The sequence below is a fragment of the Pseudomonas sp. LBUM1646 genome, from assembly GCF_059716165.1.
In genome coordinates this window covers 2391408-2416584 of sequence record NZ_CP166810.1, presented here as the reverse complement: position 1 = coordinate 2416584, position 25177 = coordinate 2391408, and the positions used below count along the sequence as shown (strand labels likewise).

The 25177-nt window shown below is 57.3% G+C and carries 34 protein-coding genes and 1 tRNA gene; 15 read left to right on the top strand and 20 right to left on the bottom strand.

Annotation, left to right across the window (positions count from 1 at the left end):
* The 3 genes from ACA071_RS10975 to ACA071_RS10965 all read left to right on the top strand — a co-directional run bounded on the left by ACA071_RS10975 (position 1) and on the right by ACA071_RS10965 (position 1130).
* Positions 1-243 carry a hypothetical protein gene (locus tag ACA071_RS10975; RefSeq protein WP_497644310.1) on the top strand — a complete coding sequence of 81 codons (243 nt, stop codon included), beginning with the start codon at positions 1-3 and terminating at the stop codon, positions 241-243.
* Entirely contained in the window at positions 240-701 is a 462-nt protein-coding gene (locus ACA071_RS10970) for a hypothetical protein (RefSeq protein WP_497644309.1), read from the top strand. The genes ACA071_RS10975 and ACA071_RS10970 overlap by 4 nt, the downstream gene beginning before the upstream one ends.
* A gap of 75 nt (positions 702-776) precedes the next feature.
* The gene (locus tag ACA071_RS10965; RefSeq protein WP_497644308.1) at positions 777-1130 is read left to right on the top strand and encodes a hypothetical protein; all 354 of its coding nucleotides are present in this window, start codon (positions 777-779) and stop codon (positions 1128-1130) included.
* A gap of 114 nt (positions 1131-1244) precedes the next feature.
* On the opposite strand, the gene ACA071_RS10960 is transcribed toward ACA071_RS10965, so the two are convergent.
* The gene (locus tag ACA071_RS10960) at positions 1245-1847 is read right to left on the bottom strand and encodes a DUF6338 family protein (RefSeq protein WP_497644307.1); all 603 of its coding nucleotides are present in this window, start codon (positions 1845-1847) and stop codon (positions 1245-1247) included.
* A gap of 108 nt (positions 1848-1955) precedes the next feature.
* On the opposite strand from ACA071_RS10960, the gene yejK reads away from it, so the two are divergent.
* Positions 1956-2963: a nucleoid-associated protein YejK gene (gene yejK, locus ACA071_RS10955; RefSeq protein WP_497644306.1), complete on the top strand. Its 1008-nt coding sequence runs from the start codon at positions 1956-1958 to the stop codon at positions 2961-2963.
* A 15-nt stretch (positions 2964-2978) separates the two neighbouring features.
* Here the strand turns inward: yejK and ACA071_RS10950 are convergent, their stop codons facing one another.
* On the bottom strand, positions 2979-3236 hold the full coding sequence (locus tag ACA071_RS10950) for a hypothetical protein (protein WP_497644305.1): 258 nt from the start codon (positions 3234-3236) through the stop codon (positions 2979-2981).
* A 101-nt stretch (positions 3237-3337) separates the two neighbouring features.
* Here ACA071_RS10950 and ACA071_RS10945 point away from each other — a divergent pair, with 101 nt between their 5' ends.
* Positions 3338-3634, top strand: a complete 297-nt coding sequence (locus tag ACA071_RS10945) for a hypothetical protein (protein WP_497644304.1) — start codon at positions 3338-3340, stop codon at positions 3632-3634.
* A gap of 82 nt (positions 3635-3716) precedes the next feature.
* On the opposite strand, the gene ACA071_RS10940 is transcribed toward ACA071_RS10945, so the two are convergent.
* On the bottom strand, positions 3717-3902 hold the full coding sequence (locus ACA071_RS10940) for a hypothetical protein (RefSeq protein ID WP_497644303.1): 186 nt from the start codon (positions 3900-3902) through the stop codon (positions 3717-3719).
* Positions 3903-3981: 79 nt separating this feature from the next.
* Here ACA071_RS10940 and ACA071_RS10935 point away from each other — a divergent pair, with 79 nt between their 5' ends.
* On the top strand, positions 3982-5886 hold the full coding sequence (locus ACA071_RS10935; RefSeq protein ID WP_497644302.1) for a DNA cytosine methyltransferase: 1905 nt from the start codon (positions 3982-3984) through the stop codon (positions 5884-5886).
* A 22-nt stretch (positions 5887-5908) separates the two neighbouring features.
* Here ACA071_RS10935 and ACA071_RS10930 read toward each other — a convergent pair whose 3' ends face one another.
* Complete coding sequence (locus tag ACA071_RS10930) at positions 5909-6562, bottom strand: hypothetical protein (protein WP_497644301.1); 654 nt, start codon at positions 6560-6562, stop codon at positions 5909-5911.
* Positions 6563-6623: 61 nt separating this feature from the next.
* On the opposite strand from ACA071_RS10930, the gene ACA071_RS10925 reads away from it, so the two are divergent.
* Positions 6624-7055, top strand: a complete 432-nt coding sequence (locus tag ACA071_RS10925; RefSeq protein ID WP_497644300.1) for a YoqU family phage-derived protein — start codon at positions 6624-6626, stop codon at positions 7053-7055.
* A 48-nt stretch (positions 7056-7103) separates the two neighbouring features.
* Here the strand turns inward: ACA071_RS10925 and ACA071_RS10920 are convergent, their stop codons facing one another.
* The gene (locus ACA071_RS10920; RefSeq protein WP_497644299.1) at positions 7104-7343 is read right to left on the bottom strand and encodes a hypothetical protein; all 240 of its coding nucleotides are present in this window, start codon (positions 7341-7343) and stop codon (positions 7104-7106) included.
* A gap of 881 nt (positions 7344-8224) precedes the next feature.
* Between ACA071_RS10920 and ACA071_RS10915 the strand changes: the two genes are divergently transcribed.
* From ACA071_RS10915 to ACA071_RS10895, 5 genes are all read left to right on the top strand, one after another.
* Entirely contained in the window at positions 8225-8866 is a 642-nt protein-coding gene (locus ACA071_RS10915; RefSeq protein ID WP_497644298.1) for a phiTE_072 family protein, read from the top strand.
* Between the two features lie 595 nt (positions 8867-9461).
* On the top strand, positions 9462-10046 hold the full coding sequence (locus ACA071_RS10910; protein WP_497644297.1) for a hypothetical protein: 585 nt from the start codon (positions 9462-9464) through the stop codon (positions 10044-10046).
* A 49-nt stretch (positions 10047-10095) separates the two neighbouring features.
* Positions 10096-10257: a hypothetical protein gene (locus ACA071_RS10905; protein ID WP_497644296.1), complete on the top strand. Its 162-nt coding sequence runs from the start codon at positions 10096-10098 to the stop codon at positions 10255-10257.
* Between the two features lie 54 nt (positions 10258-10311).
* A complete protein-coding gene (locus ACA071_RS10900) occupies positions 10312-10713 on the top strand; it encodes a hypothetical protein (RefSeq protein WP_497644295.1) in 402 nt (133 codons plus the stop codon).
* Positions 10599-11780 carry a tyrosine-type recombinase/integrase gene (locus ACA071_RS10895; RefSeq protein WP_497645289.1) on the top strand — a complete coding sequence of 394 codons (1182 nt, stop codon included), beginning with the start codon at positions 10599-10601 and terminating at the stop codon, positions 11778-11780. Before ACA071_RS10900 ends, ACA071_RS10895 begins: the two co-directional genes overlap by 115 nt.
* A 69-nt stretch (positions 11781-11849) precedes the next feature.
* Here the strand turns inward: ACA071_RS10895 and ACA071_RS10890 are convergent.
* The 9 genes from ACA071_RS10890 to thrS all read right to left on the bottom strand — a co-directional run bounded on the left by ACA071_RS10890 (position 11850) and on the right by thrS (position 19305).
* A tRNA-Pro gene (locus ACA071_RS10890) sits at positions 11850-11926 on the bottom strand.
* 89 nt (positions 11927-12015) lie between these two features.
* Positions 12016-12372 carry a MerR family transcriptional regulator gene (locus ACA071_RS10885; RefSeq protein WP_003179985.1) on the bottom strand — a complete coding sequence of 119 codons (357 nt, stop codon included), beginning with the start codon at positions 12370-12372 and terminating at the stop codon, positions 12016-12018.
* The gene (gene ihfA, locus ACA071_RS10880) at positions 12353-12655 is read right to left on the bottom strand and encodes an integration host factor subunit alpha (protein WP_002553164.1); all 303 of its coding nucleotides are present in this window, start codon (positions 12653-12655) and stop codon (positions 12353-12355) included. Before ihfA ends, ACA071_RS10885 begins: the two co-directional genes overlap by 20 nt.
* Before the next feature lie 3 nt (positions 12656-12658).
* Positions 12659-15040: a phenylalanine--tRNA ligase subunit beta gene (gene pheT, locus ACA071_RS10875; RefSeq protein WP_497644294.1), complete on the bottom strand. Its 2382-nt coding sequence runs from the start codon at positions 15038-15040 to the stop codon at positions 12659-12661.
* A 26-nt stretch (positions 15041-15066) separates the two neighbouring features.
* The gene (pheS, locus tag ACA071_RS10870) at positions 15067-16083 is read right to left on the bottom strand and encodes a phenylalanine--tRNA ligase subunit alpha (protein ID WP_007905876.1); all 1017 of its coding nucleotides are present in this window, start codon (positions 16081-16083) and stop codon (positions 15067-15069) included.
* Positions 16084-16192: 109 nt separating this feature from the next.
* Positions 16193-16549, bottom strand: coding sequence for a 50S ribosomal protein L20 (gene rplT, locus ACA071_RS10865; protein ID WP_007905879.1), 357 nt, complete (start codon positions 16547-16549; stop codon positions 16193-16195).
* Positions 16550-16576: 27 nt separating this feature from the next.
* Positions 16577-16771 (bottom strand): 50S ribosomal protein L35, encoded by a 195-nt coding sequence (rpmI, locus tag ACA071_RS10860; RefSeq protein WP_008145659.1) that lies wholly within the window; start codon positions 16769-16771, stop codon positions 16577-16579.
* Positions 16772-16831: 60 nt separating this feature from the next.
* A complete protein-coding gene (infC, locus tag ACA071_RS10855) occupies positions 16832-17383 on the bottom strand; it encodes a translation initiation factor IF-3 (RefSeq protein WP_176469887.1) in 552 nt (183 codons plus the stop codon).
* Positions 17383-19305, bottom strand: coding sequence for a threonine--tRNA ligase (gene thrS, locus ACA071_RS10850; protein WP_010455934.1), 1923 nt, complete (start codon positions 19303-19305; stop codon positions 17383-17385). Before thrS ends, infC begins: the two co-directional genes overlap by 1 nt.
* Positions 19306-19679: 374 nt before the next feature.
* Between thrS and ACA071_RS10845 the strand changes: the two genes are divergently transcribed.
* Both ACA071_RS10845 and ACA071_RS10840 read left to right on the top strand, forming a co-directional pair.
* Entirely contained in the window at positions 19680-19982 is a 303-nt protein-coding gene (locus ACA071_RS10845; protein ID WP_497644293.1) for a hypothetical protein, read from the top strand.
* 292 nt (positions 19983-20274) lie between these two features.
* Entirely contained in the window at positions 20275-20487 is a 213-nt protein-coding gene (locus tag ACA071_RS10840) for a cold-shock protein (protein ID WP_003179963.1), read from the top strand.
* A 72-nt stretch (positions 20488-20559) separates the two neighbouring features.
* Here the strand turns inward: ACA071_RS10840 and ACA071_RS10835 are convergent, their stop codons facing one another.
* On the bottom strand, positions 20560-20880 hold the full coding sequence (locus ACA071_RS10835) for an I78 family peptidase inhibitor (RefSeq protein ID WP_497644292.1): 321 nt from the start codon (positions 20878-20880) through the stop codon (positions 20560-20562).
* Between the two features lie 165 nt (positions 20881-21045).
* Positions 21046-21351, bottom strand: coding sequence for a hypothetical protein (locus ACA071_RS10830; RefSeq protein ID WP_497644291.1), 306 nt, complete (start codon positions 21349-21351; stop codon positions 21046-21048).
* Positions 21352-21483: 132 nt separating this feature from the next.
* Here ACA071_RS10830 and ACA071_RS10825 point away from each other — a divergent pair, with 132 nt between their 5' ends.
* The gene (locus tag ACA071_RS10825; RefSeq protein WP_497644290.1) at positions 21484-21696 is read left to right on the top strand and encodes a hypothetical protein; all 213 of its coding nucleotides are present in this window, start codon (positions 21484-21486) and stop codon (positions 21694-21696) included.
* 33 nt (positions 21697-21729) lie between these two features.
* Here the strand turns inward: ACA071_RS10825 and ACA071_RS10820 are convergent, their stop codons facing one another.
* From ACA071_RS10820 to ACA071_RS10805, 4 genes are read right to left on the bottom strand one after another with little or no spacing between them, the layout of a single operon-like run.
* Positions 21730-22758, bottom strand: coding sequence for a nucleoside hydrolase (locus tag ACA071_RS10820; RefSeq protein ID WP_497644289.1), 1029 nt, complete (start codon positions 22756-22758; stop codon positions 21730-21732).
* 44 nt (positions 22759-22802) lie between these two features.
* Positions 22803-23207: a D-ribose pyranase gene (gene rbsD / locus ACA071_RS10815; RefSeq protein ID WP_497644288.1), complete on the bottom strand. Its 405-nt coding sequence runs from the start codon at positions 23205-23207 to the stop codon at positions 22803-22805.
* A complete protein-coding gene (rbsK, locus tag ACA071_RS10810) occupies positions 23204-24121 on the bottom strand; it encodes a ribokinase (RefSeq protein WP_497644287.1) in 918 nt (305 codons plus the stop codon). Before rbsK ends, rbsD begins: the two co-directional genes overlap by 4 nt.
* A gap of 36 nt (positions 24122-24157) precedes the next feature.
* Positions 24158-25177 carry a LacI family DNA-binding transcriptional regulator gene (locus ACA071_RS10805; protein WP_497644286.1) on the bottom strand — a complete coding sequence of 340 codons (1020 nt, stop codon included), beginning with the start codon at positions 25175-25177 and terminating at the stop codon, positions 24158-24160.

The following is a 25177-nucleotide window of genomic DNA, read 5'->3' as shown; positions in this document are numbered from 1 at the left end:
ATGATCAGCCTCAACCTCAACGCAGTTCGAGTGAAACAAACCGAGTCTGATCGAATCGCTGCTGCGATGGCTGACTTCTGGACGCGGCCCGGCGGCACCTTCAAAGAGTTGCCGCCGGTTCGAATGGAGCCCAGGCCGGCGCGACGGGAATGGATAGACCCTGGAACGGTACTCAAGCGGCGCCCAAAGCCGATATCGGCCGCCGACCGCAAGGCTCTACGCAAAATGGCGGACTCGCTATGAGCAAACGAAAACCGCACAACCTCAAAGCACGCATAGACCGATCGTGTCGCTCGCTGCTGGCCACCAACCACGTCGCAGTGGTGAACATCGACCCCAGCGGTCACCAGGGCATGATCAACTACAAGTCGCTGAAGAACATCGCTCCCGGAAAGATTGGCCAGGCCGTGTGTGGTATCCCCCGCCGCTGGACGATCTACCTCAGCGCTCTCTGTATTGATGCTTGCGGTGACCGCTACAGCAAGTCGATAGAGGTGGCGCCGGACGGCGTGTATCTCTCCGACCACCTCGAAGAGGTAATCGAGCATTGCTATAAGCAATTGCGCGACTCGGCCAATCCAAGCCAGATGGTGGCCTCTGGCTGGATCGCTATTCCTGAAGCGATATCGCTCGACGAGGCTCACGCAGCGCGGATTTTTGAAGCGGTCGGGGCCTGGAATCAGGTCAAGGTAGCAGCGTGAGACGTTTCCGCACCCAACAACGCAAACGACAAACCTGGCTGGCGCTGCCGGCCAGTGGCATAGAAGAGGTTGGCCATGGCCAAGACTGGAAAAGAGCGATCAGCGAAGGCCGCCGAGAAGCGGATCGAGTACGACGAGAAGGAACTGCGACACCGGGTCAGGCTCGGCACCCGGCAGAAGCTTGATGAGCTGATGGCCTGGAACGGCATCACGGAAATCAACGAGGCGGTGCAGAACTTGATTCTGAACGCTCATGCGCTCGGGCCAACCCTTTCCTATCAGGCGGTGGAAAGTCCGCGCCACAAAGTGCAGATAAGCGAAAACGTGGCGCGGATGTTTCAGAGGGAAAGCCTGCTGATCATTCAGCAGGATCCCGGGGATGAAATTGTATCGCCAATGATCATTTCTTCTTTGGGGGCGGGGCTTTAGGCGCCGCCGGTCTAACGCTTGTCGGAGCCGGAGGATTTGCATTGTTGGTCTGAGGAGCGCGCCCTGGACGCACTACACCTGACGGAGGGGGAGTCGGTATTTTGCTAGTCATTGTCAATTCCATGTTTTGGGGGTGAATTCGACCCATTCGACCTTTGAGACATCGATAACAAAAAGTTCGGCGGGCATAGGCTCTTCGGTTCCATCGTCGTTGAGCCAGGAAGGCTCATGCAGTACAAATTGGCCCATGGTCGGCTCAGTTGGCCACTCCAACGGCCACCCATAAATACGACGCTCGTCCAGTAAATTTAGAACGACAAATCGCTTGTGCTTAGAAAAAGCGCTGTACCACTCGCACGGGTATGAAGTTTGAGTGCTGAAACCTGCCGCCCGTAGCAGAGCGTGGAGTTTATCGGTATTGGCGAGGTAGCAAGAAAGTAAACCTACTGTCACAGAAGTAACCCCCGTCCAGATGGTGATGGCGTCCGCATCCCAGACCCCAAGCACTAACCAGCCCTTCGCCCCGATCCACAGCAATAGTTTTCCGATGCCTGCAACAGCTCCGTGGATTACAAAGGTGAAGACAAGCGCTTGCACAATCTGCCCAAAAGTATCGGGTCTTTTGAAGGCAGTCAGTGAGTAAAAGATCCACGCCGTCAAAAAACCCGGAATCAGATACTGAAGAAGCGGTATTACTTCCTTAACGAATCCGTCCAAAGCTGCACATCCCTAAGCGCTGATATCGAAATCTTGTAATACCCCATCTGAACCAAACACGCCACCGCATCCGGTCACGGAGGGCGGCGCATACCCGAGGTAACCGCAATGCCCGTTCTGCACAGCGCAATACACAAGATCGACAAAAAGCCCGACGGCCTTCCGGCTGTTCTGGTCCTCGGCGGCGCCGAACAGGTCGAGAGCCAGGCTCGCGACGATCTGATGGACCAGCTCAACGAAAACTACAACGCCGCGACTGGCAAAGCATGGGGTTTCTTCCACGCAGAATCCGGCGCGCACCCATTCAGTGGTTGGCTCGCCAAATACCTGGCTGGCGGCTCCGACTTCCTCGACTTCAGCGTCACCGCTGTCGAGCACCTGACCAAGCTGATGGAAGAGTCGAATCTGACCACCGGCGGGCACGCCCTCTTCTGCCATTACCAGCAGGGCCTAACCCAATACTTGGCCATCGCCCTGGTGCAGGAAACGGAAGCGGTGACCATGACCGAAGAGCTGCACCTGATGACGGTCAAGCGCCTGGACCTGGACCATATCCGCCTGGCCGCACGCATCAACATCAGCGAATGGCAGAACAACCCGCAGTCGCGCCAGTACATCTCGTACCTCAAGGGCAAGCAGGGCCGCAGACTCAACGAATACTTCCGCGACTTCATCGGCGCGCAGGAAGGCGTCGACGGCCCTGGCGAAACTCGCACCCTGCTGAAGGCGTTCAGTGACTTCGTTGAAGGCGAGGACCTTGGCGAGGAATCCGCCCGCGAGAAGACCGACACGCTGATCAGCTATGCCTTGTCCCAGGCCAAATTGGGCGAGGCGATCACGCTCGACGAGCTTTCCGAAGTGCTCGACGACGAGCAGCCACTGGCGTTTGCCGAGTTCGTCCAGGGCAGCGACTACGGCCTCTCGGCTTCGATCCCGCCGGACAAGAAGACCCTGAACAAATTCCGGCGCTTCACCGGCCGCGCCGATGGCCTATCGATCAGCTTTGATCAGCACCTGCTCGGTGACAAGGTCGAGTTCGACGAAGCCGGCGGCACGCTGACATTGCGCAAATTGCCAACCCAGCTCACCGACCAACTCAAGCGCGCAGCCGCCTGATGCTTTGAGGTTTATTTATTCGGGGGCGATAGTGAGATGAGCAAAATGATTGGCGTCGACAACCATAGCGCGACCACCTTCAGTCTCCGTAATGCTGCCAACGAACTTAGCGCTTGGTCCTGCGGTATATACCTCTTCACCATCGATTCGATATAGCAACTGACCAGTGTTGCTTCGCACGAACTCGTCCTCGTCGATACGACCAATCAGGGGTGCCGCTGGGCCCCGCCCCGAATATACGTTGTAGCGACCCTTCGTGAAATCAGTAGCCATCTGCATCTCCTAGATCCGGCTCCATGCCGGGCCGAACACAAATACCCCACTTCAACGAATCACGCCAGCCGGCGAGGCAGGCGCCTGTCTGGAGACAACCCATGCAAGCAGTCATTTATGCGGGCCTACGCAACGGCGCCCGCGACCAACAGATCTTCGATGCACTGACCTACAAGCATGTAATCGAAGTCGCCAAGGATTTCAAGCTGGCACCGAGCACCATCCGGGCGGCAGCAAAGCGCATTTCAAATGCGGTCGTGTTTGAGCTGAGCCTGCTGGGGGGGGCAGCCCAATGCCGATTGGCAAGGTCGCTGCAGACTCATTCCGAAAGGCCGCGCTCGGGGCCTATCGCAACTACCACGGCACCTTCCGCAACCTTGATCTGCCCTGCTGGGTGATCACCGACGGACACCAGAGTGTCGAGGTGATGGAGCTGCGTCGAATCGATACTGGCGAAGTTTCCCTGTAACCCGACCTCACCTATCGCACTGACGACTCCGAAAATTGGTCAATCGCCTTCCTGTAGGTCGCCAGTTCGATGATCTGCCTCAGGCAAATGACCACCTCAAGCTTCTGCTCATCGTTGGGGATCCCTATTCGCTTGAGCATCAATCGAGCGTCTTCCTCGATCGCCGCGAGCGCATCGATATCACTTTGCAATCTCATGTCGGCCTCCAGCCAAGCTGAGTTCGACATAAATAAATACTCCAACTTTTTGAATCACGCCAGCCGGCGAGGATGCCTTATGTCCGCACACCAGAAGAAACCCCAGTTCATCCATGGCCAGCCAAGCATGGGCCTGCCGTTCGAGAAAGAGCTGGTAGTGGACTTGTTCGCCGGTGGTGGCGGCGCCAGCACTGGCATTGCCCGGGCGTACCGGGAGCCGGATGTCGCGGTGAACCACAATCCAATCGCCTTGGCGGTTCACCGCGCAAACCACCCGCAGACGGCCCACTATGTCGCGGACGTGTTCGAAGTTGACCCGGTGCTTGCTACCGGCGGGCAACCCGTTGGCATCCTTTGGGCTTCGCCCGACTGCCGCCACCACAGCAAGGCCAAGGGTGGCGCGCCTCGCGACCGTGGTGTTCGGGGTCTGGCCTGGGTTGTTGTTCGTTGGGCCCATGCCACCCGGCCGCGCCTGATGTTCCTGGAGAACGTCGAAGAGTTTTGCGACTGGGGCCCGATCGATGAGGAAGGCCAGCCGATCAAGGCCGAGCGCGGGCGCACGTTCAAGTCATTCATTGCAGCACTGAGCACCGGCCTTGCCGCCGATCACCCGGACATGCCGGAGATTCTTGAGTCAATCGGTGAGTTCGTGCCGGTGGAAGCGCTGGTGCGGGGCCTGGGCTACAACGTGGAGTGGCGCGAGCGCATCGCAGCCAATGCCGGCGCGCCCACCATCCGCAAGCGTCTGTACCTGGTGGCGCGCAGTGACGGCAAGCCAATCGTCTGGCCTGCGGCGAAGCGCCACAAAACGCCGACGGCGAAACAGCAACCTTGGCGCACCGCCGCCGAGTGCATCGACTGGAGCAATTTGGGCCGGACGATCTTCCGCGACAAGCCGATGGCTGTGAACACCATGCGGCGGGTGGCCAAAGGTTGCTGGCGGCACGTGCTGACCAGCGTGAAGCCATTCATTGTCCCGATGCGCGGCACCTCGGCGGCGCACACCAGCACCCACGGCACGGACGAATCACTTTCGACCATCAGCGCCGGCGGCACACACCACGCCCTAGTGCAGCCCGTGGCGGCGCCCTTCCTTACCGAGTGCGCCAATGGCTCAGCGCAGCGTAACTTCAGTGCGGTCGAGCCGCTGCGCACTCAGGTAGCGCAGGTAAAGGGCGGACACTTCGCGCTGGCTGCATGCCACTTGACGGCCTTCGGGCAGAACGCAGTCGGCAGCCAACCTACCGAACCACTGCAAACTGTTCTTGCCGGCGCTGCACGCCACGGCTTGGTCGCTGCGAACATGGTCACCTTGCGAAAGGGTTCGGTCGGGGCCGACGTAGAAAACCCGCTCGGCGTGGTGGCTACCAGCACCGGTCATCACGCCGTGTCGGCGGCTTTCTTTGAACAGGCAAACGGCGGCTACTACAAAGGCGACGGCCGATCGGCTTACGACCCGATTTCGACCATCTGCCAATCCGGCGCCAACCAGCGTCTGGTGAACGCTTACCTGGTGAAGTACTACGGCAACGAGAAGGACGGAATTTCGCTCGCAGAGCCGATGCATACCCTGCCGACAAAGGACCGGGTGGCGCTGGTCGAAGTTGTTCAAGTTCCGGACACGCTCACGCCGGAGCAGATGGAAGGCGCCCGGCGCTGCGCTGCGTTCATGCACGAGCATCTGCCGGAGCACTTCAAAGACCCGGCCGAGATGGTCATGGTCGGCGGCTATGTGCTGGTGGACATCACCCTGCGAATGCTTCAGCCACCTGAACTGAAACGCGCCCAGGGCTTTGCAGAGAACTACATCATCGACCGCGGGTTGTTCATTGATCCCCTCACCGGTGCCGAGCAGTGGCTGCCCATCAACAAGACGAACCAGGTGCGGCTAATCGGCAACAGCGTCTGTCCGGACGAAGCCGAGGCTCTGGTCAGGGCTAACGCCGCCGACATCATAGAGCTTTACCAGCGATTGGCCGCTTAGAGTACATAAAGTTAAAAACCAATTAATTTAAAAACGCGTGCTTTTGAACATTGTAAGAGTGAGTCCCGTCCTCTTCATAGTGAACCGCACTAAATGTTTGAGTATTTGATAAGCCACTTCTAGTTTTATACTCAACAACGATATTGAAATCTTCCCACTCGTGCAGATTTCTAAATCGGATAAAGCGTTTAGACCCATTTATTAGTGGGTCTGTATCATGCCGCCTTATCTCACCATTCTGAGAATGAAGCTTAATGCATACTGACTCACAATACTCTCCAGTATTACTGAGATTAAGATCGATATCAAAGCCCTCCCCTGCCCATCCCGCACCAGTCACATCCAAATGCAATAGCGGCTCAAGTGATCTTTCGTAATTTTTCAGACTTTCTCTTTGGGCGGCAACAAGTTCACTTTGCTGAGTCACTGAATTACTAAGCTCTTTTGCCTGAAGCCTCAATGCATCAGTCCCTTGACGAAGCTCGATGCCTTGCTGGAAAAATCCGAGAATTAACCAAAATATGGCCACAGGTCCAAATGCGCCGGCCAGAAAATCACCTACCTCATTAAGGGCCATTGATTGAAGAGATTGAACTCGATCACCAATCAGCCACCAAGTAAAAAAAGCATACAGCGCAGTGAGGACGACCCCTATTAAAGCAAGCACCTTACCCATTTTGACTCCCCCCTTTACGAATGCTTTCGAGTTTACCTCGCCAAAGCGTTGAGGACGCCCCATGCCCACAGAAAACAAAATCACCCTGAAGCGCCAGCGCGTCGAGCAGGTCAATCAAGTTATTCGAATCATCGCCGACCACGGCCGCCGGTTCTTCTACAGCCAGTCCGTGAACCGCTACGCCAGCATGGAAGTCGATCACCGCGGAAAGATTTGGTTTATCGACGACTACAGCGGCAAGCGAATCTTCACACACGAAACGGTGTGGGGTGGTCGATGGCGCGGGTTCACTCACGGCGGCACGCTGCGCGACCTGGTCAAAGAGTTTCGGGATTACATCCGAACAGGGGAGCCGCTGCACCCTGGCTATCTCGGCCCAGAGCGGTTCGATGACAGCAACATCTGGGGTTACGACGAGGCAGGCATGAAGGCTCTGCGCGAGCAAGCCGGAGCGCTTCCCGTCTTCCGCCAACCAGTCGCTGAGGCCGCATGAAGCGCATCGACCTCAGCGGTTCAATTACCACTTCAGCCGGCACCCGGTTTAAACGTCAATAAGACGCGGCGCTTGGTTCGAATCAATGGTTGGAATCGTTCCGGAGCCCTGGCGTTCCGTGATCCACTTGCGAGTCAGTTCGACGTCGAAACTCCAGCCGTGAGCGTGCATCAGCACCAGCGCCGTACCGGTGATTCGATAGTGCCCGCATTTCAGACAGGCTCTTTCCTGGTAATCACCACCAGGATCGAAGATCGCTGCGGGCTCGTCGCAAATCAAGCAAGACATGAAGGTCTCCTTTTGGCTGATTGCCTCAACTGTAGCTGATCCCAATAACCCCTCCATTGCTCACGCATTACCTAACAAAGGACGCCCGCGCCGGTGCAGGCACCGAATCATCGCCGCGATGTAACTGGCGCTTCGGCGGGGCAAAAGTAGAAGTCCAACTATTCAGACGTTATCGGTTTTCCAGAGCTACTCGACAAACGATCAGATCGACCTTTAGAGGCACGACGCAATAAAGAAACGTTGTAGTCGTAGGTCGATATCAACGGTGTGGGTCCCTCGCGCCGAGCCATCTCGAGCCATTGCCTTGATCGTTCAACGTCAAAAAACTCGTCCTTGAACTTCATCTTCGCAACAAGGTTCGCAGAGACCCTAAAGTGTCCACACCCAGCCGAGCATCTAATCTCTGACCAGCTACCAGTGATATGGGCTGCTTTAGAGGCGCCCTGGCAAATTAAGCATTGCATGTCCGATCTCCTTTTCGATGACCTAACAACTGTAGCCGATCGCCGGCAAAGGCTCCCCTACACCCTCAGAAAACTGGCCGAGCGACCCTGTACGCCTACCTCTCAGGCAACGAGATATCCAATAGCTGGTGAATATTGATATCGATCGGAGTAATCCACGGCGACTGCTTGTTCTCTACTCGCATCGCCAAATAAGTCCGAGTGCGCTCTTTGTGAAGTTTTTGCTTTTTCAGCGACATCTCGTCGACCAGCAGCTTCGGTACCCCGTAATAACCGCATCCTGGGCAGTCAACTTCCACAAATTGGCCTACTAGCACCAGCTGTATTGCTGGGGCTCCGCAGATTAAACATTCCATTTTTCAGCGTTCCCTTTGAATGGCCTTTCAACTGTAGTCGATCAATGACTAAGGACACCCCATGCCCACAGAAAACAAAATCGCTGAGCCGCTGAAGGTTGAGCGCTCGACAGTGACGAAGCTGGTAATCACCGGCGCGCCGCGGCTCGATCCGATCACCGTGTTCCTCGAGGACTTCGGCCGGCGGGACTGCCCGACCGAATCCGATCCGAACTACCAGACCGCCCAAGGCAAGATCACAATCAACTGCTGGGATAAGAGCTGGAACGCTTATTGGGGCGGCATGGGGCCGCGCACCGTAGCGGAGTTCGTCGCCGACTGCGGTTGGGACTACGTTCTGAATTGCTTGGATCGTGGCATCAGCAGCACGCGATTCAGCGGTGACGCGCTGCACACCCTGGCCAAGAAGTGCATCGTCCAGCGCCGGCGGCAGCAGACCGGGCGCCACGACTGGGAACTGGGCGAGTTGAGCAAAGATGAAGCGCGCGAACTCTGGAACGACATCGATGTTCTGCGCAGCATCGAGAACTCAAACGAATGCTGGCATCAAAGCGCTCTGCTAGCCGAGCTGTTCGGCGAGGAGTGGCATTACCCGCTTGATGGCAATGCTGTCGCAGAAAACCACGAATTCACGTACCTGCGCCGCGTTGTAGAGACAGTCCAGCAAGCGCTGCGCCAGAAACAGCAGCAGGTGGCCGCATGAAGCGCATCTACCTCAGCGGACCCATGACCGGCCTGTCCGGCCTCACTTGCCCGGGATAAATCGCTTTGTGCCTGCACACCTTGGGTACGACGTGCACCCCAAAAACTTGGTACCCCGGCGCCTGCCTACTTTCGCAACTTGAACTGACATGGGGCTGCCACAAAGCAAGCACAGCCCCAAGGCCTCCCACTCAGCCTTAGGTGGCTTTAATCTTTCGACCTCTTCAAGCCTTGCAGCTTCTAAGGCTTGGTTGTGAGCGTTTCGCCGGGCCGTCTTCCAGGAGTCAAGTTTGACCAGGCCGAAAATTACGCCTCCGATACTCAGAAACCAGAGAAAGCCGGCGCGACTTCCCCCTCTACCGCCACGACCTCCCCCACGAAAACTGCGCCCGCCTCTTCCCCCGCGAGCGTCGACTTTCCCGCATAAGATCAGAAGCGAGCCGAGCAACAAAATGCGCCTCGAAAATTTGGTTCCCATCTGCTCGGTCCTTGATCACTAGGTGCGCATACCTTAGCAACTCCAAGACATTTACCAACACAGAAAACTCAAACCCTCCCCATTCAGAGTCAGCCGCTATAGCGGCAAAGGAACAGTCATGCCTGAAGAAAAGGTTGTGATGTACGAATCGCCGGAAGCGGCCAGCATCCAAACTGTCACCGGCTGGGTCGGCGCCGATGGTCGCTTCTGGGGAAATGATGAGCACATGGCCCGCTATTGCGGCTCCACTCATCGCTGCTGCGAGAAGAATCCAGATCACCCGATCTTCGAAGTGCGCCGCTGGTGCGAGCAGTGTTATGCGGACAGTCGCCAAGAGAAGTTCGCAGCGATGTCGGTCAAAGACTGGGCCGGCGAGCCGCTGGTTATCTTCGACGGCGACACGTACTTTTTCGACGAAGACAGTCTGCGCGACTTCCTTATCGATAGCGATATTGAGCTTACCGACCTGCAGCTTTGCATCTGCGAGCCGAACATGCCTCGCGAGATCGATCCGTCGGACGTTTTCTGCGATGACTTGCCGGAAGACGGCGAGATCCGTGATCAGCAGCTGGTGGCGGCATTCGACCTGCTGAACGAGATGATCCGCCAGTCAGAGCCGCTGTCGTGGGGCGAGGGGAAGTTTGCCGCGAAGCTGCCTCAGGCGCTTCTCGATGAAATCATCGCATCCAGGGTGACGTCATGATCGCCCTCGCCTGGTTCGCCTATGTTTACTGCTACAAGGGGCCACGGTGATGACACATCAACCGAAAGGCGGCATGTGCAGCACCTGCGCCCACGCCCACCGCAATTGCAGCCACTTCCCCTTCAGCACCATGCCGGCCCTCGCCCGGGACGGCCAGACCGTGATCGTCCGCTGCACTGACTTCCAGCGCCGTGCACAACCCCAGCTGTAAACCTACAGCCTAACAACTCCCTGCTTGCCGCCACGCGCGGCATGGAGCACCCCTATGTCAAATCGCAGCGCGGCCCAGGTCGCGCCCATCCTCCCGCGCTTCATTCGCGCCGGTGAGGCTTACGGCTATCTCGGCATGTGCCGGGACGAATTCAACAAGACGGTCCGGCCCAATGTCCGGGAGTTCCCGATCGGCAAACAGGGCATCGGCTTCGACCGGATCGAGCTCGACCAGTGGGCGGACGACTGGGTCGAGTCAATGGCAATTGAAAAAGCCGCCAATCAGGACAACAATCAGCCCCGCAGTGGGCGCCAAGGAGTTAATAAATGGCGCGAAAAACCATGTCCGGCCTCTACGAGAGGAACGGCATTTGGCACATCGACAAAGTCGTCCGAGGTCAGCGACTTCAAGAAAGCACTGGATCAAGCGAAAGGGAAGAAGCAGAGCAGTACCTGATTCACCGCCTGGAAAAGCTCAGACAGGAAAAGGTTTACGGCGTACGTCAGGTGCGAACCTGGCGAGAGGCCGCGACGAAGTTCCTGGTGGACTACAAGGATCAGGCATCAATCGCCTTGTCCGCCTCCCACATCGAGCAGCTGGATCCGTACATCGGCGACATGCCGATCACGCACATTGATGACGGGACGTTATCCGCCTTCAAGCGAGATCGGCAGAAGCCCAGCAAGACCGCAACCGGCAAGGTGAAGCCGGGCGTTTCGAACAGGACGGTGAACATCGCCCTGCAGCGAGTCGTCCGAATCTTGAACCTGTGCCACAGGAAGTGGCGCGACGCGGAAAAACGGCCGTGGCTGGAGAGCGTGCCGATGATCTCGATGCTGGAGGAAAAGAGGTCCGCCCGGAAACCCTACCCGATGTCCTGGGAAGAGCAGGCGATCTTGTTTCCCGAGCTACCGGATCACCTATTGAGGATGGCCCTCTACAAGGTGAACAGCGGTTGCCGGGAACAGGAAGTATGCAAATTGCGGTGGGATTGGGAGATACGCGTGCCCGAACTGAACACCAGCGTGTTTCTGATACCTGCCGGATTCGGCGGGCGAAGTGAAAAAGCAGGGGTGAAGAACGGCGATGAACGCTTGGTGATCCTGAACAAGGTGGCCATGAACATCATCGACAAGCAGCGCGGCCTACACAAAGAGCTGGTCTTCCCATATGGGCAGCCAGATCAGTTTGGGGCTACGGCCATGCACCGGATGAACGATTCGGCTTGGAGGAAGGCCAGGAAGCGCGCGGCGGACAAGTGGGAGAAAGCCAACCAGTCGCCAGCGCATCCGGGGTTCAGGTCATTTCGAATTCACGACCTGAAGCACACCTTTGGCAGAAGGTTGCGTGCAGCAGGTGTGACACTCGAGGATCGAAACATATTGCTTGGGCATAAAAACGGAAGCATCACGAGCCACTATTCTACCGCAGAGCTTGGGCAACTGATCGAAGCGGCCAACAAAGTGTCAGCCACCGATTCGCGAGGACCGGCTCTGACCATACTCAGGAGGAAAACGGGATGATCCCCCGCAAAAGTCCCTACGCGTAAAAAAGCCGAACTGGCTAGAGTTCGGCTAAGTTACTGAATTATATGGTCGGGACGGAGTGATTCGAACACTCGACCCCTAGCACCCCATGCTAGTGCGCTACCGGACTGCGCTACGCCCCGACTAGGCTTTAAACCTGCCCCTCATCTCGAGGAACGCTCAAGAATATATCGCAAGCTTTTGAAAACTGGAAGTATTTAAAAGCAGGATTTTATTTCTTGAGCACAACCAATACATCTTCCAATTCGGCAATCATCTGCCGAATCATTTGCTTGTACTGAGTGGTGTCGTCTTTGGCTTCATCGCCGGACAAACGCAAGCGCGCGCCGCCGATGGTGAACCCTTGATCATAAAGAAGCGCGCGGATCTGCCGGATCATCAGCACGTCTTGTCGCTGATAATACCGGCGGTTTCCGCGGCGTTTGACGGGGTTGAGTTGAGGAAACTCCTGCTCCCAGTAGCGCAGCACGTGTGGTTTTACCGCACACAGCTCGCTGACTTCACCAATGGTGAAGTAGCGTTTGCCTGGGATGACGGGTAGCTCGTCGTTATGACTTGGTTCCAGCATAAGCCTCAACTCGGGCCTTCAACTTCTGCCCTGGACGAAAGGTGACCACACGGCGAGCCGTGATCGGGATTTCTTCACCCGTTTTCGGATTGCGGCCAGGCCGCTGGCGTTTGTCCCGAAGGTCGAAATTGCCGAAACCGGACAATTTGACTTGTTCGTTGTCTTCAAGAGCGTGCCTGATTTCTTCAAAAAACAGTTCGACCAATTCCTTGGCCTCCCGTTTATTCAGGCCCAGCTCTTCATACAGACGTTCCGCCATCTCAGCTTTCGTCAGAGCCCCCATACGTCACTTCCTTAACGTGGCGTTCAACCTTTGTTCGAGCGAGGTGAGGATATTTTGCGTCGTGTTATTCACCTCATCGTCATTAAGAGTGCGCGATGGATGCTGCCAGGTCAAGCCAACTGCAAGGCTTTTTCTATCAGGATCAATGCCTTTACCCTGATATACGTCAAATAGCCTGAGGTCCGTCAGCCATTCCCCTGCATTTTCACGGATTACGTCCAGCACAGCGCTTGCTGCGACGTCTTTTTCGGCGATCAGCGCAAGGTCACGACGCACTTCAGGAAAGCGTGATAACTCCTGGAATTTAGGCATTTTACCCAAAGCCACTTCGGCCAGAACCAACTCGAAAACAAAAACCGGACGGTCGAGACCGAGGGTTTTCGACAATTCGGGGTGAATCGCACCGACGTAACCGACCAGACGACCTTCGCGCTCGATGCGAGCGGTCTGCCCTGGATGCAGCGCAGGGTGTTTGCCTGGTACGAAAGTGAACGAATCCAGCGCACCAGCGAAGCCCAGCACCGCTTCCACATCAGCCTTGACGTCGAAGAAGTCCACGACATCGCGACCTTGCGCCCAACCTTCCGGCAGACGGCTACCGCAAACAACACCGGCCAGCATCGGCTCTTGTTTCAAGCCTTCCAGCTGACCCACGAAACGCAGGCCGCTTTCGAACAAACGGACGCGATCCTGTTGACGGTTCAGGTTGTGCTGGAGCGCCTTGACCAGACCTGGCCACAAGGACGAGCGCATGGCCGCCATGTCGTTGGAAATTGGGTTCGCCAGCAACAGCGGTTCCACACCCGGATTAAACAGTTCGAACTGTTTCGGATCGATGAAGCTGTAAGTGATCGCTTCCTGATAACCACGCGCCACCAGCAGACGGCGCAGTTCAGGCAGATCGCTTCGGGCTTCGGCCTTCGCTTGCGGCGCCAGGCGGGCTTGCGGGTAGCGAACCGGCAGACGGTTGTAACCGTACAAACGAGCCAGTTCTTCGATCAGATCAACTTCCAGGCTGATATCGAAGCGATGGCTTGGCACTTCTACGCGCCACTGCCCTGCCCCATCGGCGGAAACGGCCAGACCCAAGCCGTTGAGCAGACGCTCGACTTCGGACGATTCCATTTCCATGCCCAGCATCTGGGTGATGCGCTGCTCACGCAGGGTCACCGGCGCGATTTTTGGCAGGTGTTGCTCGCTGACGGTTTCGATGATCGGGCCGGCTTCGCCGCCAGTGATTTCCAGCAGCAGGCCAGTGGCGCGCTCCATGGCTTCACGGGCCAACTGCCAGTCCACGCCACGCTCGTAGCGGTGCGAAGCGTCAGTGTGCAGGCCGTAGGAACGGGCCTTGCCAGCGACGGCAATCTGGTCGAAGAACGCACTTTCGAGGAATACGTCGCGAGTGGTCGCTGTGTTGACGCCGCTGTGCTCGCCACCCATGACGCCGGCGATAGCCAAGGCGCGGGTGTGGTCGGCAATCACCAGCGTATCGCTACGCAGGCTGACTTCCTGACCGTCGAGCAGTACCAGCTTCTCGCCTTCTTCAGCCATGCGCACGCGGATGCCGCCATTGATTTCAGCGAGATCAAATGCGTGCAGGGGTTGACCCAGTTCCAGCATCACGTAGTTGGTGATGTCGACGGCAGCGTCGATGCTGCGCACGTCGCCACGACGCAAACGCTCGACCATCCACAGCGGCGTTGGCTTGGACAGGTCGACGTTACGGATCACTCGACCCAGGTAACGCGGGCAAGCGGCGGGCGCCAGGACTTCGATGGAACGCACTTCATCGTGCACGGCGGGCACAACAGGAACCACCGGACGGGTGACTTCGGCGTTGTACAGCGCGCCTACTTCACGAGCCAGACCGGCCAGGGACAGGCAGTCGCCGCGGTTCGGAGTCAGGTCGACTTCGATGCTGGCGTCGTCCAGGCTCAGGTATTCACGAATGTCCTGACCGACCGGCGCATCGGCCGGCAATTCCATCAGGCCATCGTTGCCTTCGCCCACTTGCAGCTCGGCTTGCGAGCACAGCATGCCGTTGGACTCAACACCACGCAGCTTGGCTTTCTTGATCTTGAAGTCGCCTGGCAGTTCGGCACCAATCATGGCGAACGGGATCTTCAGACCCGGGCGCACGTTCGGCGCACCGCAAACGACCTGGAAGGTCTCCGAGCCATTGCTGACCTGGCAAACACGCAATTTGTCAGCGTCCGGGTGTTGCTCGGTGCTCAGCACCTCGCCCACCACCACACCGGTGAATTCGCCGGCGGCCAGCGTAACGCTATCGACCTCAAGACCGGCCATCGACAGACGAGCAACGAGCTCGTCACGACTTACCTGCGGGCTTACCCAGCCACGCAGCCATTGTTCACTGAATTTCATCCTGCTCTCCTAAGAATTCGTTACGACTAGCGAAATTGCGCGAGGAACCGCAAGTCGTTGTCGAAGAACAGACGCAAGTCGTTCACGCCGTAACGCAGCATGGCCAGACGCTCAACGCCCATGCCGAAGGCAAAGCCCGAGAACTCTTCCGGATCGATCCCGGACATACGCAACACGTTCGGGTGAACCATGCCGCAGCCCATGACTTCCAGCCAGCCGGTCTGCTTGCAGACACGGCAGCCTTTACCGCTGCACATCACGCATTCCATGTCGACTTCGGCGGATGGCTCGGTGAACGGAAAGTACGAAGGGCGGAAACGCACGGCCAGCTCTTTTTCGAAGAACACGCGCAGGAATTCTTCGATGGTGCCTTTCAGGTCGGCGAAATTGATGTCGCGATCGACCAGCAGGCCTTCGACCTGGTGGAACATCGGCGAGTGGGTGATATCGGAGTCGCTACGGTACACACGGCCTGGGCAGACGATGCGGATCGGCGGCTGTTTCGATTCCATGGTGCGGACCTGTACCGGCGAGGTATGGGTGCGCAACAACATGTTGGCATTGAAATAGAAGGTGTCATGCATCGACCGGGCCGGGTGATGGCCTGGGATGTTGAGCGCTTCGAAGTTGTGGTAGTCGTCTTCGACCTCAGGGCCTTCGGCGATGCCGTAGCCGATGTGGGTGAAGAACTGTTCGATACGTTCCAGAGTGCGAGTAACCGGATGCAGACCACCGGAGGTCTGGCCACGGCCAGGCAGGGTCACGTCAATGGACTCGGCGGACAGTTTGGCGGCCAGATCGGCCTCTTCAAACAGTGCCTTGCGCGCATTGAGAACCTCTGTGACACGCTCCTTGGCAACGTTGATCAGGGCGCCGACTTGCGGACGCTCTTCTGCAGGCAAATTCCCCAGGGTCTTCATCACCTGAGTCAACTCGCCCTTTTTACCAAGGTAGTGAACCCGGATTTGCTCCAGGGCATTGATATCTTCAGCGCTTTGCACAGCCTCTAGAGCTTGAGAGACCAGCGCGTCCAGGTTTTCCATGTACAGACTCCAGATACAAAATAGGGGAAGAGCTTGAAGGCTCTTCCCCTATTTATGACGTTTAACACCTGGCCCCACAGAGGTGAGGCCGGGTGACTGTCGGGGGTACTTAAGCCAAGGTGGCTTTAGCTTTCTCGACAATCGCAGCAAACGCCGCTTTTTCGTTCACTGCCAGATCAGCCAGAACCTTACGGTCGATCTCGATGGACGCTTTTTTCAGGCCGGCGATGAAACGGCTGTAGGACAGACCGTTGATACGTGCACCAGCGTTGATACGAGCGATCCACAGAGCGCGGAACTGACGTTTTTTCTGACGACGGTCACGGTAGGCGTATTGGCCTGCCTTGATTACCGCTTGCTTGGCAACACGGAATACGCGCGAGCGAGCGCCGTAGTAGCCTTTAGCAAGTTTCAGAATTTTTTTGTGACGTTTACGGGCAATGACGCCACGCTTTACACGAGCCATGAGTTACTTCCTCTATTCTTGACTAAATTAACGAAGGCGCAGCATGCGCTCGACTTTTGCCACGTCACACGGTGCCAGCAAGCTGCTACCGCGCAGTTGACGCTTACGCTTGGTCGACATTTTAGTCAGGATGTGGCTCTTGAAAGCGTGCTTGTGCTTGATACCGTTAGCAGTTTTCAGAAACCGCTTAGCAGCACCACTTTTAGTTTTCATTTTTGGCATGTTCGGATACTCCGCATTCAGTTGATAAACATAATCAGAAGGCCTGCCGTGCCCTATTGATTACTTCTTCTTTTTCGGGGCGATGACCATGATCAGCTGGCGTCCTTCCATCTTAGGATGCTGTTCGACCGAACCGTACTCGAGCAAGTCACCTTCAACTCGCTTGAGGAGTTCCATCCCCAGCTCCTGGTGGGCCATCTCACGGCCGCGGAATCGCAAGGATACCTTGGCCCTGTCCCCATCACTCAGGAAACGTACCAGGTTGCGCAGTTTTACCTGGTAATCCCCTTCCTCCGTCCCTGGACGAAACTTGATTTCTTTAACCTGGATCTGCTTCTGGTTTTTCTTGGCCGCGGCAACCTGCTTCTTCTTTTCGAAGATCGATTTGCCGTAGTCCATCAGTTTGCAAACAGGGGGTACTGCATCGGCGGAAATTTCCACCAGATCCAGTTTGGCCTCTTCAGCCTTAAGAAGCGCGTCTTCAATTGACACAATCCCAAGCTGCTCACCCTCAGCCCCAATTAACCGAACCTCGCGTGCCGAGATATTCTCGTTGATCGGGGCTTTCGGTGCAGCTCGTTTATCTTGTCTCATTTCACGCTTAATAGTAATTACTCCGAATCTGGGCGACCACGCCGGGAAACCGCTTGAGCGAGGAACTCAGCGAATTGGGCGACGGGCATCGAGCCCAGGTCAGCACCTTCACGAGTACGCACAGCGACAGTCTGCATCTCGACTTCCCGATCTCCGATAACCAAGAGATAAGGAACCTTGAGCAAAGTATGCTCGCGGATTTTAAAGCCGATCTTTTCATTTCTCAAGTCAGACTTGGCACGAAATCCGCTTTCGTTGAGAGTTTTTTCAACCTCGGCGGCGAAATCAGCCTGTTTATCAGTGATGTTCATGATCACTGCCTGGGTCGGAGCCAGCCACGCAGGGAACGCACCCTCGTAGTGCTCGATCAGGATCCCGACAAAACGTTCGAAGGATCCGAGGATCGCCCGGTGCAACATAACCGGGTGCTTGCGACTGTTGTCTTCGGAGACGTATTCGGCTCCCAGACGGACAGGCAGGTTAAAATCGAGCTGAAGGGTACCACACTGCCAGACGCGGCCAAGGCAATCTTTCAGCGAGAATTCGATCTTCGGACCGTAGAAGGCACCTTCGCCCGGCTGCAAATCGTACGGCAAGCCAGCGCTATCAAGGGCTGCAGCCAATGCGGCTTCGGCGCGATCCCACAGTTCGTCGGAACCGACACGTTTTTCCGGACGAGTGGACAGCTTCATCTCGACGTCTTTAAAGCCGAAGTCGGCATAAACGTCCATGGTCAGCTTGATGAACGCAGCGGATTCGGCCTGCATCTGCTCTTCAGTACAGAAGATGTGGGCGTCGTCCTGAGTGAACGCACGTACACGCATGATGCCGTGCAGCGCACCCGATGGCTCGTTACGGTGGCAAGCACCGAATTCGGCCAGGCGCATCGGCAGCTCGCGGTAGCTCTTCAGGCCCTGATTGAACACCTGCACGTGACAAGGGCAGTTCATCGGCTTGATGGCGTAGTCGCGGTTTTCCGACTGAGTGGTGAACATGTTGTCGGCGTAGTTGGCCCAGTGCCCGGATTTTTCCCACAGGCTGCGGTCAACGACTTGCGGAGTCTTGATCTCCAGGTAGCCGTTGTCGCGCTGAACCTTGCGCATGTACTGCTCGAGCACTTGATACAGAGTCCAGCCGTTCGGGTGCCAGAACACCATGCCCGGCGACTCTTCCTGGGTGTGGAACAGGCCCAGGCGCTTGCCGATCTTGCGGTGATCACGCTTCTCAGCTTCTTCGATGCGCTGGATGTAAGCCGCCAACTGCTTCTTGTCAGCCCACGCGGTGCCGTAAACGCGCTGCAACTGCTCGTTCTTGGCATCGCCACGCCAGTAGGCGCCGGACAACTTGGTCAGCTTGAAGGATTTCAGGAAACGCGTGTTCGGCACGTGCGGACCGCGGCACATGTCGACGTATTCTTCGTGATAGTACAGACCCATGGCCTGCTCGTTCGGCATGTCCTCGACCAGGCGCAACTTGTAGTCTTCGCCACGGGCCTTGAACACTTCGATCACTTCGGCGCGCGGAGTGACTTTCTTGATCACGTCGTAATCTTTTTCGATCAGCTGTTGCATACGCTGTTCGATGGCGGCCAGGTCGTCCGGAGTGAAAGGACGTTCGAAGGCGATGTCGTAATAAAAGCCTTCGTCAATGACCGGACCGATAACCATCTTGGCCGTCGGGTACAACTGCTTGACCGCGTGGCCAACCAGGTGCGCGCAAGAGTGGCGAATGATCTCCAGCCCCTCTTCATCCTTTGGCGTAATGATTTGCAGCGTGGAATCGCTGTCGATGATGTCGCTGGCGTCGACCAGCTTGCCATTGACCTTGCCGGCCACGGTGGCTTTGGCCAGGCCAGCACCAATGGATGCGGCGACCTCGGCTACGGAAACCGGGTGATCGAATGAACGTTGACTGCCGTCGGGAAGAGTAATAGTTGGCATGGCGCCTCCTCTCCTAGTGGTGACCCCTACCAAAGGTCACGTGGGTTGGGATGAGCCAGTACAAGATCCGATCCAGGCCATTCAATGACGAACGCCTGCCTTACAGCGGCAGGAGCCTTGCGGCCAACCGGAAAACCGAACCAGAGTGACTGGGATTCAAATCAGGGTTATTCGCGCCTCTGCCGCTACCGGGACTGAAAGTCATCCGGAGCCCGCAAAAGCCCGAGCGAGGCATGCTAGCACAGATGAACGGTCGTCGCGGTAGAGAGGTTTTGTGCAGCGGTAAATCTGGCGTTTTTATGCCAGAGTGCTGAACTTGAACCCCGCTTTACCCCTCAGATAACAAGACATTGACCCACAAGGAGCATCCCAGCATGCGTCTGAATCGTTTGTTCGCTGTAGTCGCCCCCATCGTCCTGCTGTTGCCACTGGCCGCCCACGCCGACTGGCCAAAGGGTGAGCGCGATAAATACATGGCTCAGTGCACCCAGGCAGCCACACCTCAGATTGGCGCCGCTGCGGCCAAGGCTCACTGCGCTTGTGGTGCCGACGCGATCAAATCGTACCCGGCCGGTGACATCCAGGCCCTGATGGACAACACGGCCAGTGATGCCTTGAAACAAAAAGCACTGACCCAGATTTCGTCCTGCAAAGCCGATAACAAAGCGAAAAAATAAGCCCAAAAGAACGCTTTGAAGGCCCTGACAGGCCATGAAAAGCCTCTGAAAACCGCTTTTTTGTACAATTTATGCAGGTTTTACAGCTTTTTTTATCGTCTTTACTTTTGGCTGAAAGCCTTTTAAATCGGGGCTTTCAGCCCGATCAAGCAGCAAACAAAGCACGGTTGCAGGGCAAACAGCACCTGCGGGGGGCTCCCAAACCGTACATTTCGACTATGATAGTCCCGTGTGCCCAGTTGGCCTGAGCAGCACAGTACTACTGAAAATATATGTTTCTTGGAGATACACCATGTCTAATCGCCAAACCGGCACCGTTAAATGGTTCAACGATGAAAAAGGCTTCGGCTTCATCACTCCTCAAGGTGGCGGTGACGACCTGTTCGTACACTTCAAAGCTATCGAAAGCGACGGTTTCAAAAGCCTGAAAGAAGGCCAGACCGTTTCCTTCGTGGCTGAGAAAGGCCAAAAGGGTATGCAAGCTGCACAAGTTCGCCCAGAGTAAGTTTCTGGCGCACTAAAAAAACCCCGTCCATGTGACGGGGTTTTTTATGGGCGAAACAAAAGCCCGAAGGTATCAGCCGCAGTTGATGCGAGTGATCACCAGGTTGTCATCGGTGTTCAGGTTCAGGCGATCGGAGCGATACTCCAGGGTCACCATATCACTGGGCTTGAGGATCCGGGCATTCTGCGCGCCTGCGCGGTCACGTGCCTGCTCCAGCAACTCTGGCGAAGCCTTTTTGCCGAGGGTGAATTCTGCAGCCTTTGAGTCACACCGGCTGTGACCAGTGTCGGTCACCACAGGGTCCTTCGCTGCCGACTCGGTGGAGGGCGTGCTGCAACCGGCCAGCATGGCAACGGCCAACAATGTACCCAATGACGCGAGCTTCCAAGGCATGAAGCCTCCTTTATTCAATAGTTAAGCTGAGATCGTGCGACCGCCAATCCGGCGTTTGGTTTCACAAGCAGTGCTTTCACCCTGCCCTCGATCTGGACAATCGGCGAGTTTGCCTGAGCATCGCCGCAGCGCTCATCACTCAATCGTGACTGAATATGAACAGACTCAGTAGACGTCGATGTAGTCGTAAAGCGGATGCGGCCAGTTCTCTTTCAGCGCGTTGAAGATCTGCATAACCCAGACCTCGTCACTGGCCGCGACCAATCCCACGTAACCCGAGCCCTTGGCCCACGTCTCCAGACGAAACAGCAGCCCACCGATGTCGGTGCCGCCGACGACGCCCGACGAAATGTAAGCGATTCCGCCCTTGGTTACTCGCAATTGGGTGTGTTCATCATCGCTGGCAGACGCCAGCAGTTGACGCACGGCCTCAAGGGTCAAGCCGTCAGGGGTGTTCAAATCAATCTGCACAGCGCTGTCCTTGAAAATCCATCAAAGACCAAGTGTCGCATAGCCCTCCCCTCATGCCTAAGTCGGAGTGCCAAATGTCGCGCAAAATGGTTAACTCGACGTTCAGACTTTTCCGACTTCACGAGCGCCATCATGACCACCGTAAGTATCGACGCCGACATCAAAGCCAAGTGGGCACAGGGCCACAGCTCCTACAGCCCCGGAAGCCCGGAGGAGCTGGCAATCATTGGGATCGATCTATTGGTCAAGGAATTGGGAACACAAGCCGCCCAGTCGTTCATCACCCAGGTATTCGAAAAATACCCGGCCGACTACCCCGGCGTGGTGGATTCAGGCAGGGAATAAAAACCCGCAGGCTGGCACCTGCGGGTGTAACGCTTACTTCAGACGAGCCAGACGCTGGGTCAGCAGGTCGAAAAAGCCTTGGGCGTCGCCATTCTCGACCCAGAAGGCATTCTTCGGTGCTTTCAGGCCGTCATACCAATCGACGACGGTCTGGCCAAAGGTGATGCCTTCACGGCTGTCGATCGCTACGTTGACCGAACGACCGGTGAACAGCTCCGGCTTCAGCAAGTAAGCGATGACGGTGGCGTCATGCACCGGGCCACCCGGGATGCCGTAGTGCTCCATGTCACCCTTGACGTATTCATTGAGAATATCGCCCACGATCTTGCCGGCATTGTTGTTGAGCGCGGCAATCTGCTTCAGGCGCGCGTCGCTGGTGAGGATCTTGTGGGTCACATCCAGCGGCAGGTAGGTCAGCTTCACACCACTCTTGAGCACCACTTCCGCGGCCTGTGGGTCAGCGAACAGGTTGAACTCGGCCACCGGGGTGATATTGCCGCCATTGAAGTGCGCGCCGCCCATGATCACCACTTCCTTGATGCCCTGAACGATTTCAGGTTCCTGGATCAGTGCCAGGGCCAGGTTGGTCTGCGGACCGAGCATGGCGATGGTGATGCTGTGAGGCTTGGCGGCTTTCAGGGTATCGATCAGGTAATTGACCGCATTGCCTTGGGCCAGGCCTTTCTTCGGTTCGTGCACGGTGACACCCGACAGGCCTTCCTTGCCATGGATGTTCTCGGCGTAGATCGGCGTGCGCATCAGCGGTTTCGGCGCGCCAGCGTAGACCGGCACCTCTTCGCGCCCGGCCCACTCACGGGCCAGACGCGCGTTACGCGAGGTCTTGTCCAGGCGCACGTTGCCAGCCACGGTGGTCAGTGCGCGAATATTCAGTTCTTCCGGCGACGCCAGAGCAAACAGCAAAGCGACGACGTCGTCGGCACCCGGATCGGTGTCGATGATCAAGTCGATTTTTTCCGCCGCCTGGGCGCTTGTTGCGGTAATCAGGGACAAAAGCAGCAGACTCCGGAGCAGATGATGCAGTTTCTGAGCATAGCGGTGCATAGCGCACTCCTTGTGCGTGGGAAAGCAGAAAGGGATACAGCGAGTTAGAACGTCACCCCGGACACCAGCACGATGTTGCAGTAAGGCTGACATTCGCCCGTACGAACAATCGCCCGTGCCTGTCGGCTGAGGACTTTGAATTGGTCATGGCTAAGCAGTTCGCGCTGACCAAGGGCACCTTCGGCGCTCAGCTCATCCAGTGTCGTCAACGCTGTCGGTTGCTTGTCCAGGATCTCCTGGGCGAGCACATGGCTTTCGACCTGCATTTCGCTGAGCACCACTTTCAAGGTGCTGATGAAATCCGGAATCCCATGGGTCAGGGCCAGGTCGATCAGCTCGACGCCCGGCGGCACTGGCAGGCCGGCATCGCCGATCACCACCATGTCGCCATGGCCCAGGGACGCGATCAGCCGCGACAGTGCGACGTTGAGCAAGGGTGTCTTTTTCATGGTGTCTTAAAGGCCTGTACGTCGGACAAGGTTGGAATAGATGGCTGGGCACCGGCACGGGTCACAGACAGCGCCGCAGCGACCTGCCCAAAACGGATCGCCTCGGCCTCGCTTTTGCCGGATGCCAACGCCGCGGCGAAACCGCCGACAAAGGTGTCACCTGCCGCCGTCGTATCCACCGCCTGCACTGTTGGCGCAGGGAAATGCGCGAAGCCTGTGCCGTCGGCAAACAGTGAGCCTTGGGCTCCGAGGGTGATGATCACCTTGCCAGCGCCCATGCTGATCAATCGGGTGGCGGCGGTTTCGGCGGAGTCGAGGGAGTCCACCGGCAACCCGCTCAGGGCCGACGCTTCGCTTTCGTTGGGGATCAGGTAGTCGATGGACGCATACCAGTCCGCCGGCAGCGGACGACTGACCGGCGCCGGGTTGAGAATCACGGTCTTGCCCAGTTCACGACCGCGCTTGAGCGCATGCCCGACCGTGGCGTCCGGCACCTCCAACTGGCAGATGATCACGTCCGCCGCTTGTAATACGGCGTCGAAACGGTCGATCACTTCCGGCGTCAACGCACCGTTGGCACCGGCGACAATCACAATCGCGTTCTGACTGTTGTCATCGACCACAATCAAGGCCACGCCACTGGCGCCCTCGACGATGCTGACTGCCTGACAATCGATCTGCTCGGCCAACAGCGCGCCGCGCAATTCCTGGCCATAGGCATCGGTGCCGACACAGCCGACCATCGCCACCTGGGCACCCAGTCGCGCGGCAGCCACGGCCTGGTTCGCGCCCTTGCCGCCGGAGACCGTGGAAAACGACTGACCGATCAGCGTTTCACCGCCACGGGGCAGCCGTGGCGCCCGGGTCACCAGGTCCATGTTCAGACTGCCTATTACCACTACTTTTGCTGGCATACGTCACTACTCATCAATTCTGTTTCTGCGGTGCTTTCAGCGGAATTCGGAGAACACACCGGCCAGCGGCGCAGTCGATTCTCGCAAGACGATACTGGGGGTCACGATCCGTTGATCGGTGGCCAGGCCCGGGGTGGCAATCCTGCGCAACAACACCTCGGCGGCCATCTCACCGAGCTGCAGGATCGACTGGCCCACGGTGGTCAGCGCCGGGTAGACATAACGGCTCATTTGAATGTCATCGAAACCGATCACCGATAACTCGCTGGGCACACGAATATTGCGCTCGGCGGCGGCTCGCAGCACACCGATGCCGATCATGTCGTTACCGGCGAAAATCGCGCTGGGCGGGTTCTTTTCCAGCAGGATCGCAGCGGCACTGTAGCCGCCAGTGCTGGTGAAGTCGCTTTCCAGCATGCGCTCGCGTGGCACCTCGACACCCGCCTCTTTCAACGCCCGGCAATAACCGGCCAGACGCATTTGCGCCACGCTGGTATCCGCCGGCCCGCCGATGGTGGCGATGTCCCGATGACCCAATTCCAGCAGATGCCGGGTGGCCAGGTAGGCGCCGTATTCGTGGTCGATGCGCACCAGGTCGGCATTCACCCCTTCCAGCCCACGGTCGACAATCACCATCGGCGTGCGCACACCGGCCAGGCCTTCAGCGAGTACGGCATCGCCACCGGCCGAGGCCACGATCAAGCCGTCGATGCGTTTTTCCAGCAGCACGCGCAGGTAGCTGCGCTGCTTGTCTGGGTTATCGTCGGAGTTGCAGAGGATCACGCAGTAGCCGTTACGCTCGCAGTAATCCTCGATACCCCGGGCCAGCTCGGCGAAGTACGGGTTGAGGCTGTTGGGCACCAGCAAACCGATGGTCGCCGTGGTTTTCGCTTTCAACGAACGCGCGACGGCGCTGGGTACGTAGTCGAGGCTCTTGATCGCCGCCTCGACTTTCACCCGCACTTCTTCACTGACCGGCCGCGTCTTGTTCACCACGTGGGACACCGTGGTGTAGGAAATTCCTGCAAGTGCCGCCACATCCTTGATCGTTGCCAT

Excerpts from the sequence above, each read along its gene's own strand:
- ACA071_RS10975 (WP_497644310.1), top strand. The coding sequence starts at position 1 with ATGATCAGCCTCAACCTCAACGCAGTTCGAGTGAAACAAACCGAGTCT.
- ACA071_RS10970 (WP_497644309.1), top strand. The coding sequence starts at position 240 with ATGAGCAAACGAAAACCGCACAACCTCAAAGCACGCATAGACCGATCG.
- ACA071_RS10965 (WP_497644308.1), top strand. The coding sequence starts at position 777 with ATGGCCAAGACTGGAAAAGAGCGATCAGCGAAGGCCGCCGAGAAGCGG.
- yejK (WP_497644306.1), top strand. The coding sequence starts at position 1,956 with ATGCCCGTTCTGCACAGCGCAATACACAAGATCGACAAAAAGCCCGAC.
- ACA071_RS10950 (WP_497644305.1), bottom strand. The coding sequence starts at position 3,236 with ATGGCTACTGATTTCACGAAGGGTCGCTACAACGTATATTCGGGGCGG.
- ACA071_RS10945 (WP_497644304.1), top strand. The coding sequence starts at position 3,338 with ATGCAAGCAGTCATTTATGCGGGCCTACGCAACGGCGCCCGCGACCAA.
- ACA071_RS10940 (WP_497644303.1), bottom strand. The coding sequence starts at position 3,902 with ATGAGATTGCAAAGTGATATCGATGCGCTCGCGGCGATCGAGGAAGAC.
- ACA071_RS10935 (WP_497644302.1), top strand. The coding sequence starts at position 3,982 with ATGTCCGCACACCAGAAGAAACCCCAGTTCATCCATGGCCAGCCAAGC.
- ACA071_RS10930 (WP_497644301.1), bottom strand. The coding sequence starts at position 6,562 with ATGGGTAAGGTGCTTGCTTTAATAGGGGTCGTCCTCACTGCGCTGTAT.
- ACA071_RS10925 (WP_497644300.1), top strand. The coding sequence starts at position 6,624 with ATGCCCACAGAAAACAAAATCACCCTGAAGCGCCAGCGCGTCGAGCAG.
- ACA071_RS10920 (WP_497644299.1), bottom strand. The coding sequence starts at position 7,343 with ATGTCTTGCTTGATTTGCGACGAGCCCGCAGCGATCTTCGATCCTGGT.
- ACA071_RS10915 (WP_497644298.1), top strand. The coding sequence starts at position 8,225 with ATGCCCACAGAAAACAAAATCGCTGAGCCGCTGAAGGTTGAGCGCTCG.
- ACA071_RS10910 (WP_497644297.1), top strand. The coding sequence starts at position 9,462 with ATGCCTGAAGAAAAGGTTGTGATGTACGAATCGCCGGAAGCGGCCAGC.
- ACA071_RS10905 (WP_497644296.1), top strand. The coding sequence starts at position 10,096 with ATGACACATCAACCGAAAGGCGGCATGTGCAGCACCTGCGCCCACGCC.
- ACA071_RS10900 (WP_497644295.1), top strand. The coding sequence starts at position 10,312 with ATGTCAAATCGCAGCGCGGCCCAGGTCGCGCCCATCCTCCCGCGCTTC.
- ACA071_RS10895 (WP_497645289.1), top strand. The coding sequence starts at position 10,599 with ATGTCCGGCCTCTACGAGAGGAACGGCATTTGGCACATCGACAAAGTC.
- ACA071_RS10885 (WP_003179985.1), bottom strand. The coding sequence starts at position 12,372 with ATGCTGGAACCAAGTCATAACGACGAGCTACCCGTCATCCCAGGCAAA.
- ihfA (WP_002553164.1), bottom strand. The coding sequence starts at position 12,655 with ATGGGGGCTCTGACGAAAGCTGAGATGGCGGAACGTCTGTATGAAGAG.
- pheT (WP_497644294.1), bottom strand. The coding sequence starts at position 15,040 with ATGAAATTCAGTGAACAATGGCTGCGTGGCTGGGTAAGCCCGCAGGTA.
- pheS (WP_007905876.1), bottom strand. The coding sequence starts at position 16,083 with ATGGAAAACCTGGACGCGCTGGTCTCTCAAGCTCTAGAGGCTGTGCAA.
- rplT (WP_007905879.1), bottom strand. The coding sequence starts at position 16,549 with ATGGCTCGTGTAAAGCGTGGCGTCATTGCCCGTAAACGTCACAAAAAA.
- rpmI (WP_008145659.1), bottom strand. The coding sequence starts at position 16,771 with ATGCCAAAAATGAAAACTAAAAGTGGTGCTGCTAAGCGGTTTCTGAAA.
- thrS (WP_010455934.1), bottom strand. The coding sequence starts at position 19,305 with ATGCCAACTATTACTCTTCCCGACGGCAGTCAACGTTCATTCGATCAC.
- ACA071_RS10845 (WP_497644293.1), top strand. The coding sequence starts at position 19,680 with ATGCGTCTGAATCGTTTGTTCGCTGTAGTCGCCCCCATCGTCCTGCTG.
- ACA071_RS10840 (WP_003179963.1), top strand. The coding sequence starts at position 20,275 with ATGTCTAATCGCCAAACCGGCACCGTTAAATGGTTCAACGATGAAAAA.
- ACA071_RS10835 (WP_497644292.1), bottom strand. The coding sequence starts at position 20,880 with ATGCCTTGGAAGCTCGCGTCATTGGGTACATTGTTGGCCGTTGCCATG.
- ACA071_RS10825 (WP_497644290.1), top strand. The coding sequence starts at position 21,484 with ATGACCACCGTAAGTATCGACGCCGACATCAAAGCCAAGTGGGCACAG.
- ACA071_RS10820 (WP_497644289.1), bottom strand. The coding sequence starts at position 22,758 with ATGCACCGCTATGCTCAGAAACTGCATCATCTGCTCCGGAGTCTGCTG.
- rbsD (WP_497644288.1), bottom strand. The coding sequence starts at position 23,207 with ATGAAAAAGACACCCTTGCTCAACGTCGCACTGTCGCGGCTGATCGCG.
- rbsK (WP_497644287.1), bottom strand. The coding sequence starts at position 24,121 with ATGCCAGCAAAAGTAGTGGTAATAGGCAGTCTGAACATGGACCTGGTG.
- ACA071_RS10805 (WP_497644286.1), bottom strand. The coding sequence starts at position 25,177 with ATGGCAACGATCAAGGATGTGGCGGCACTTGCAGGAATTTCCTACACC.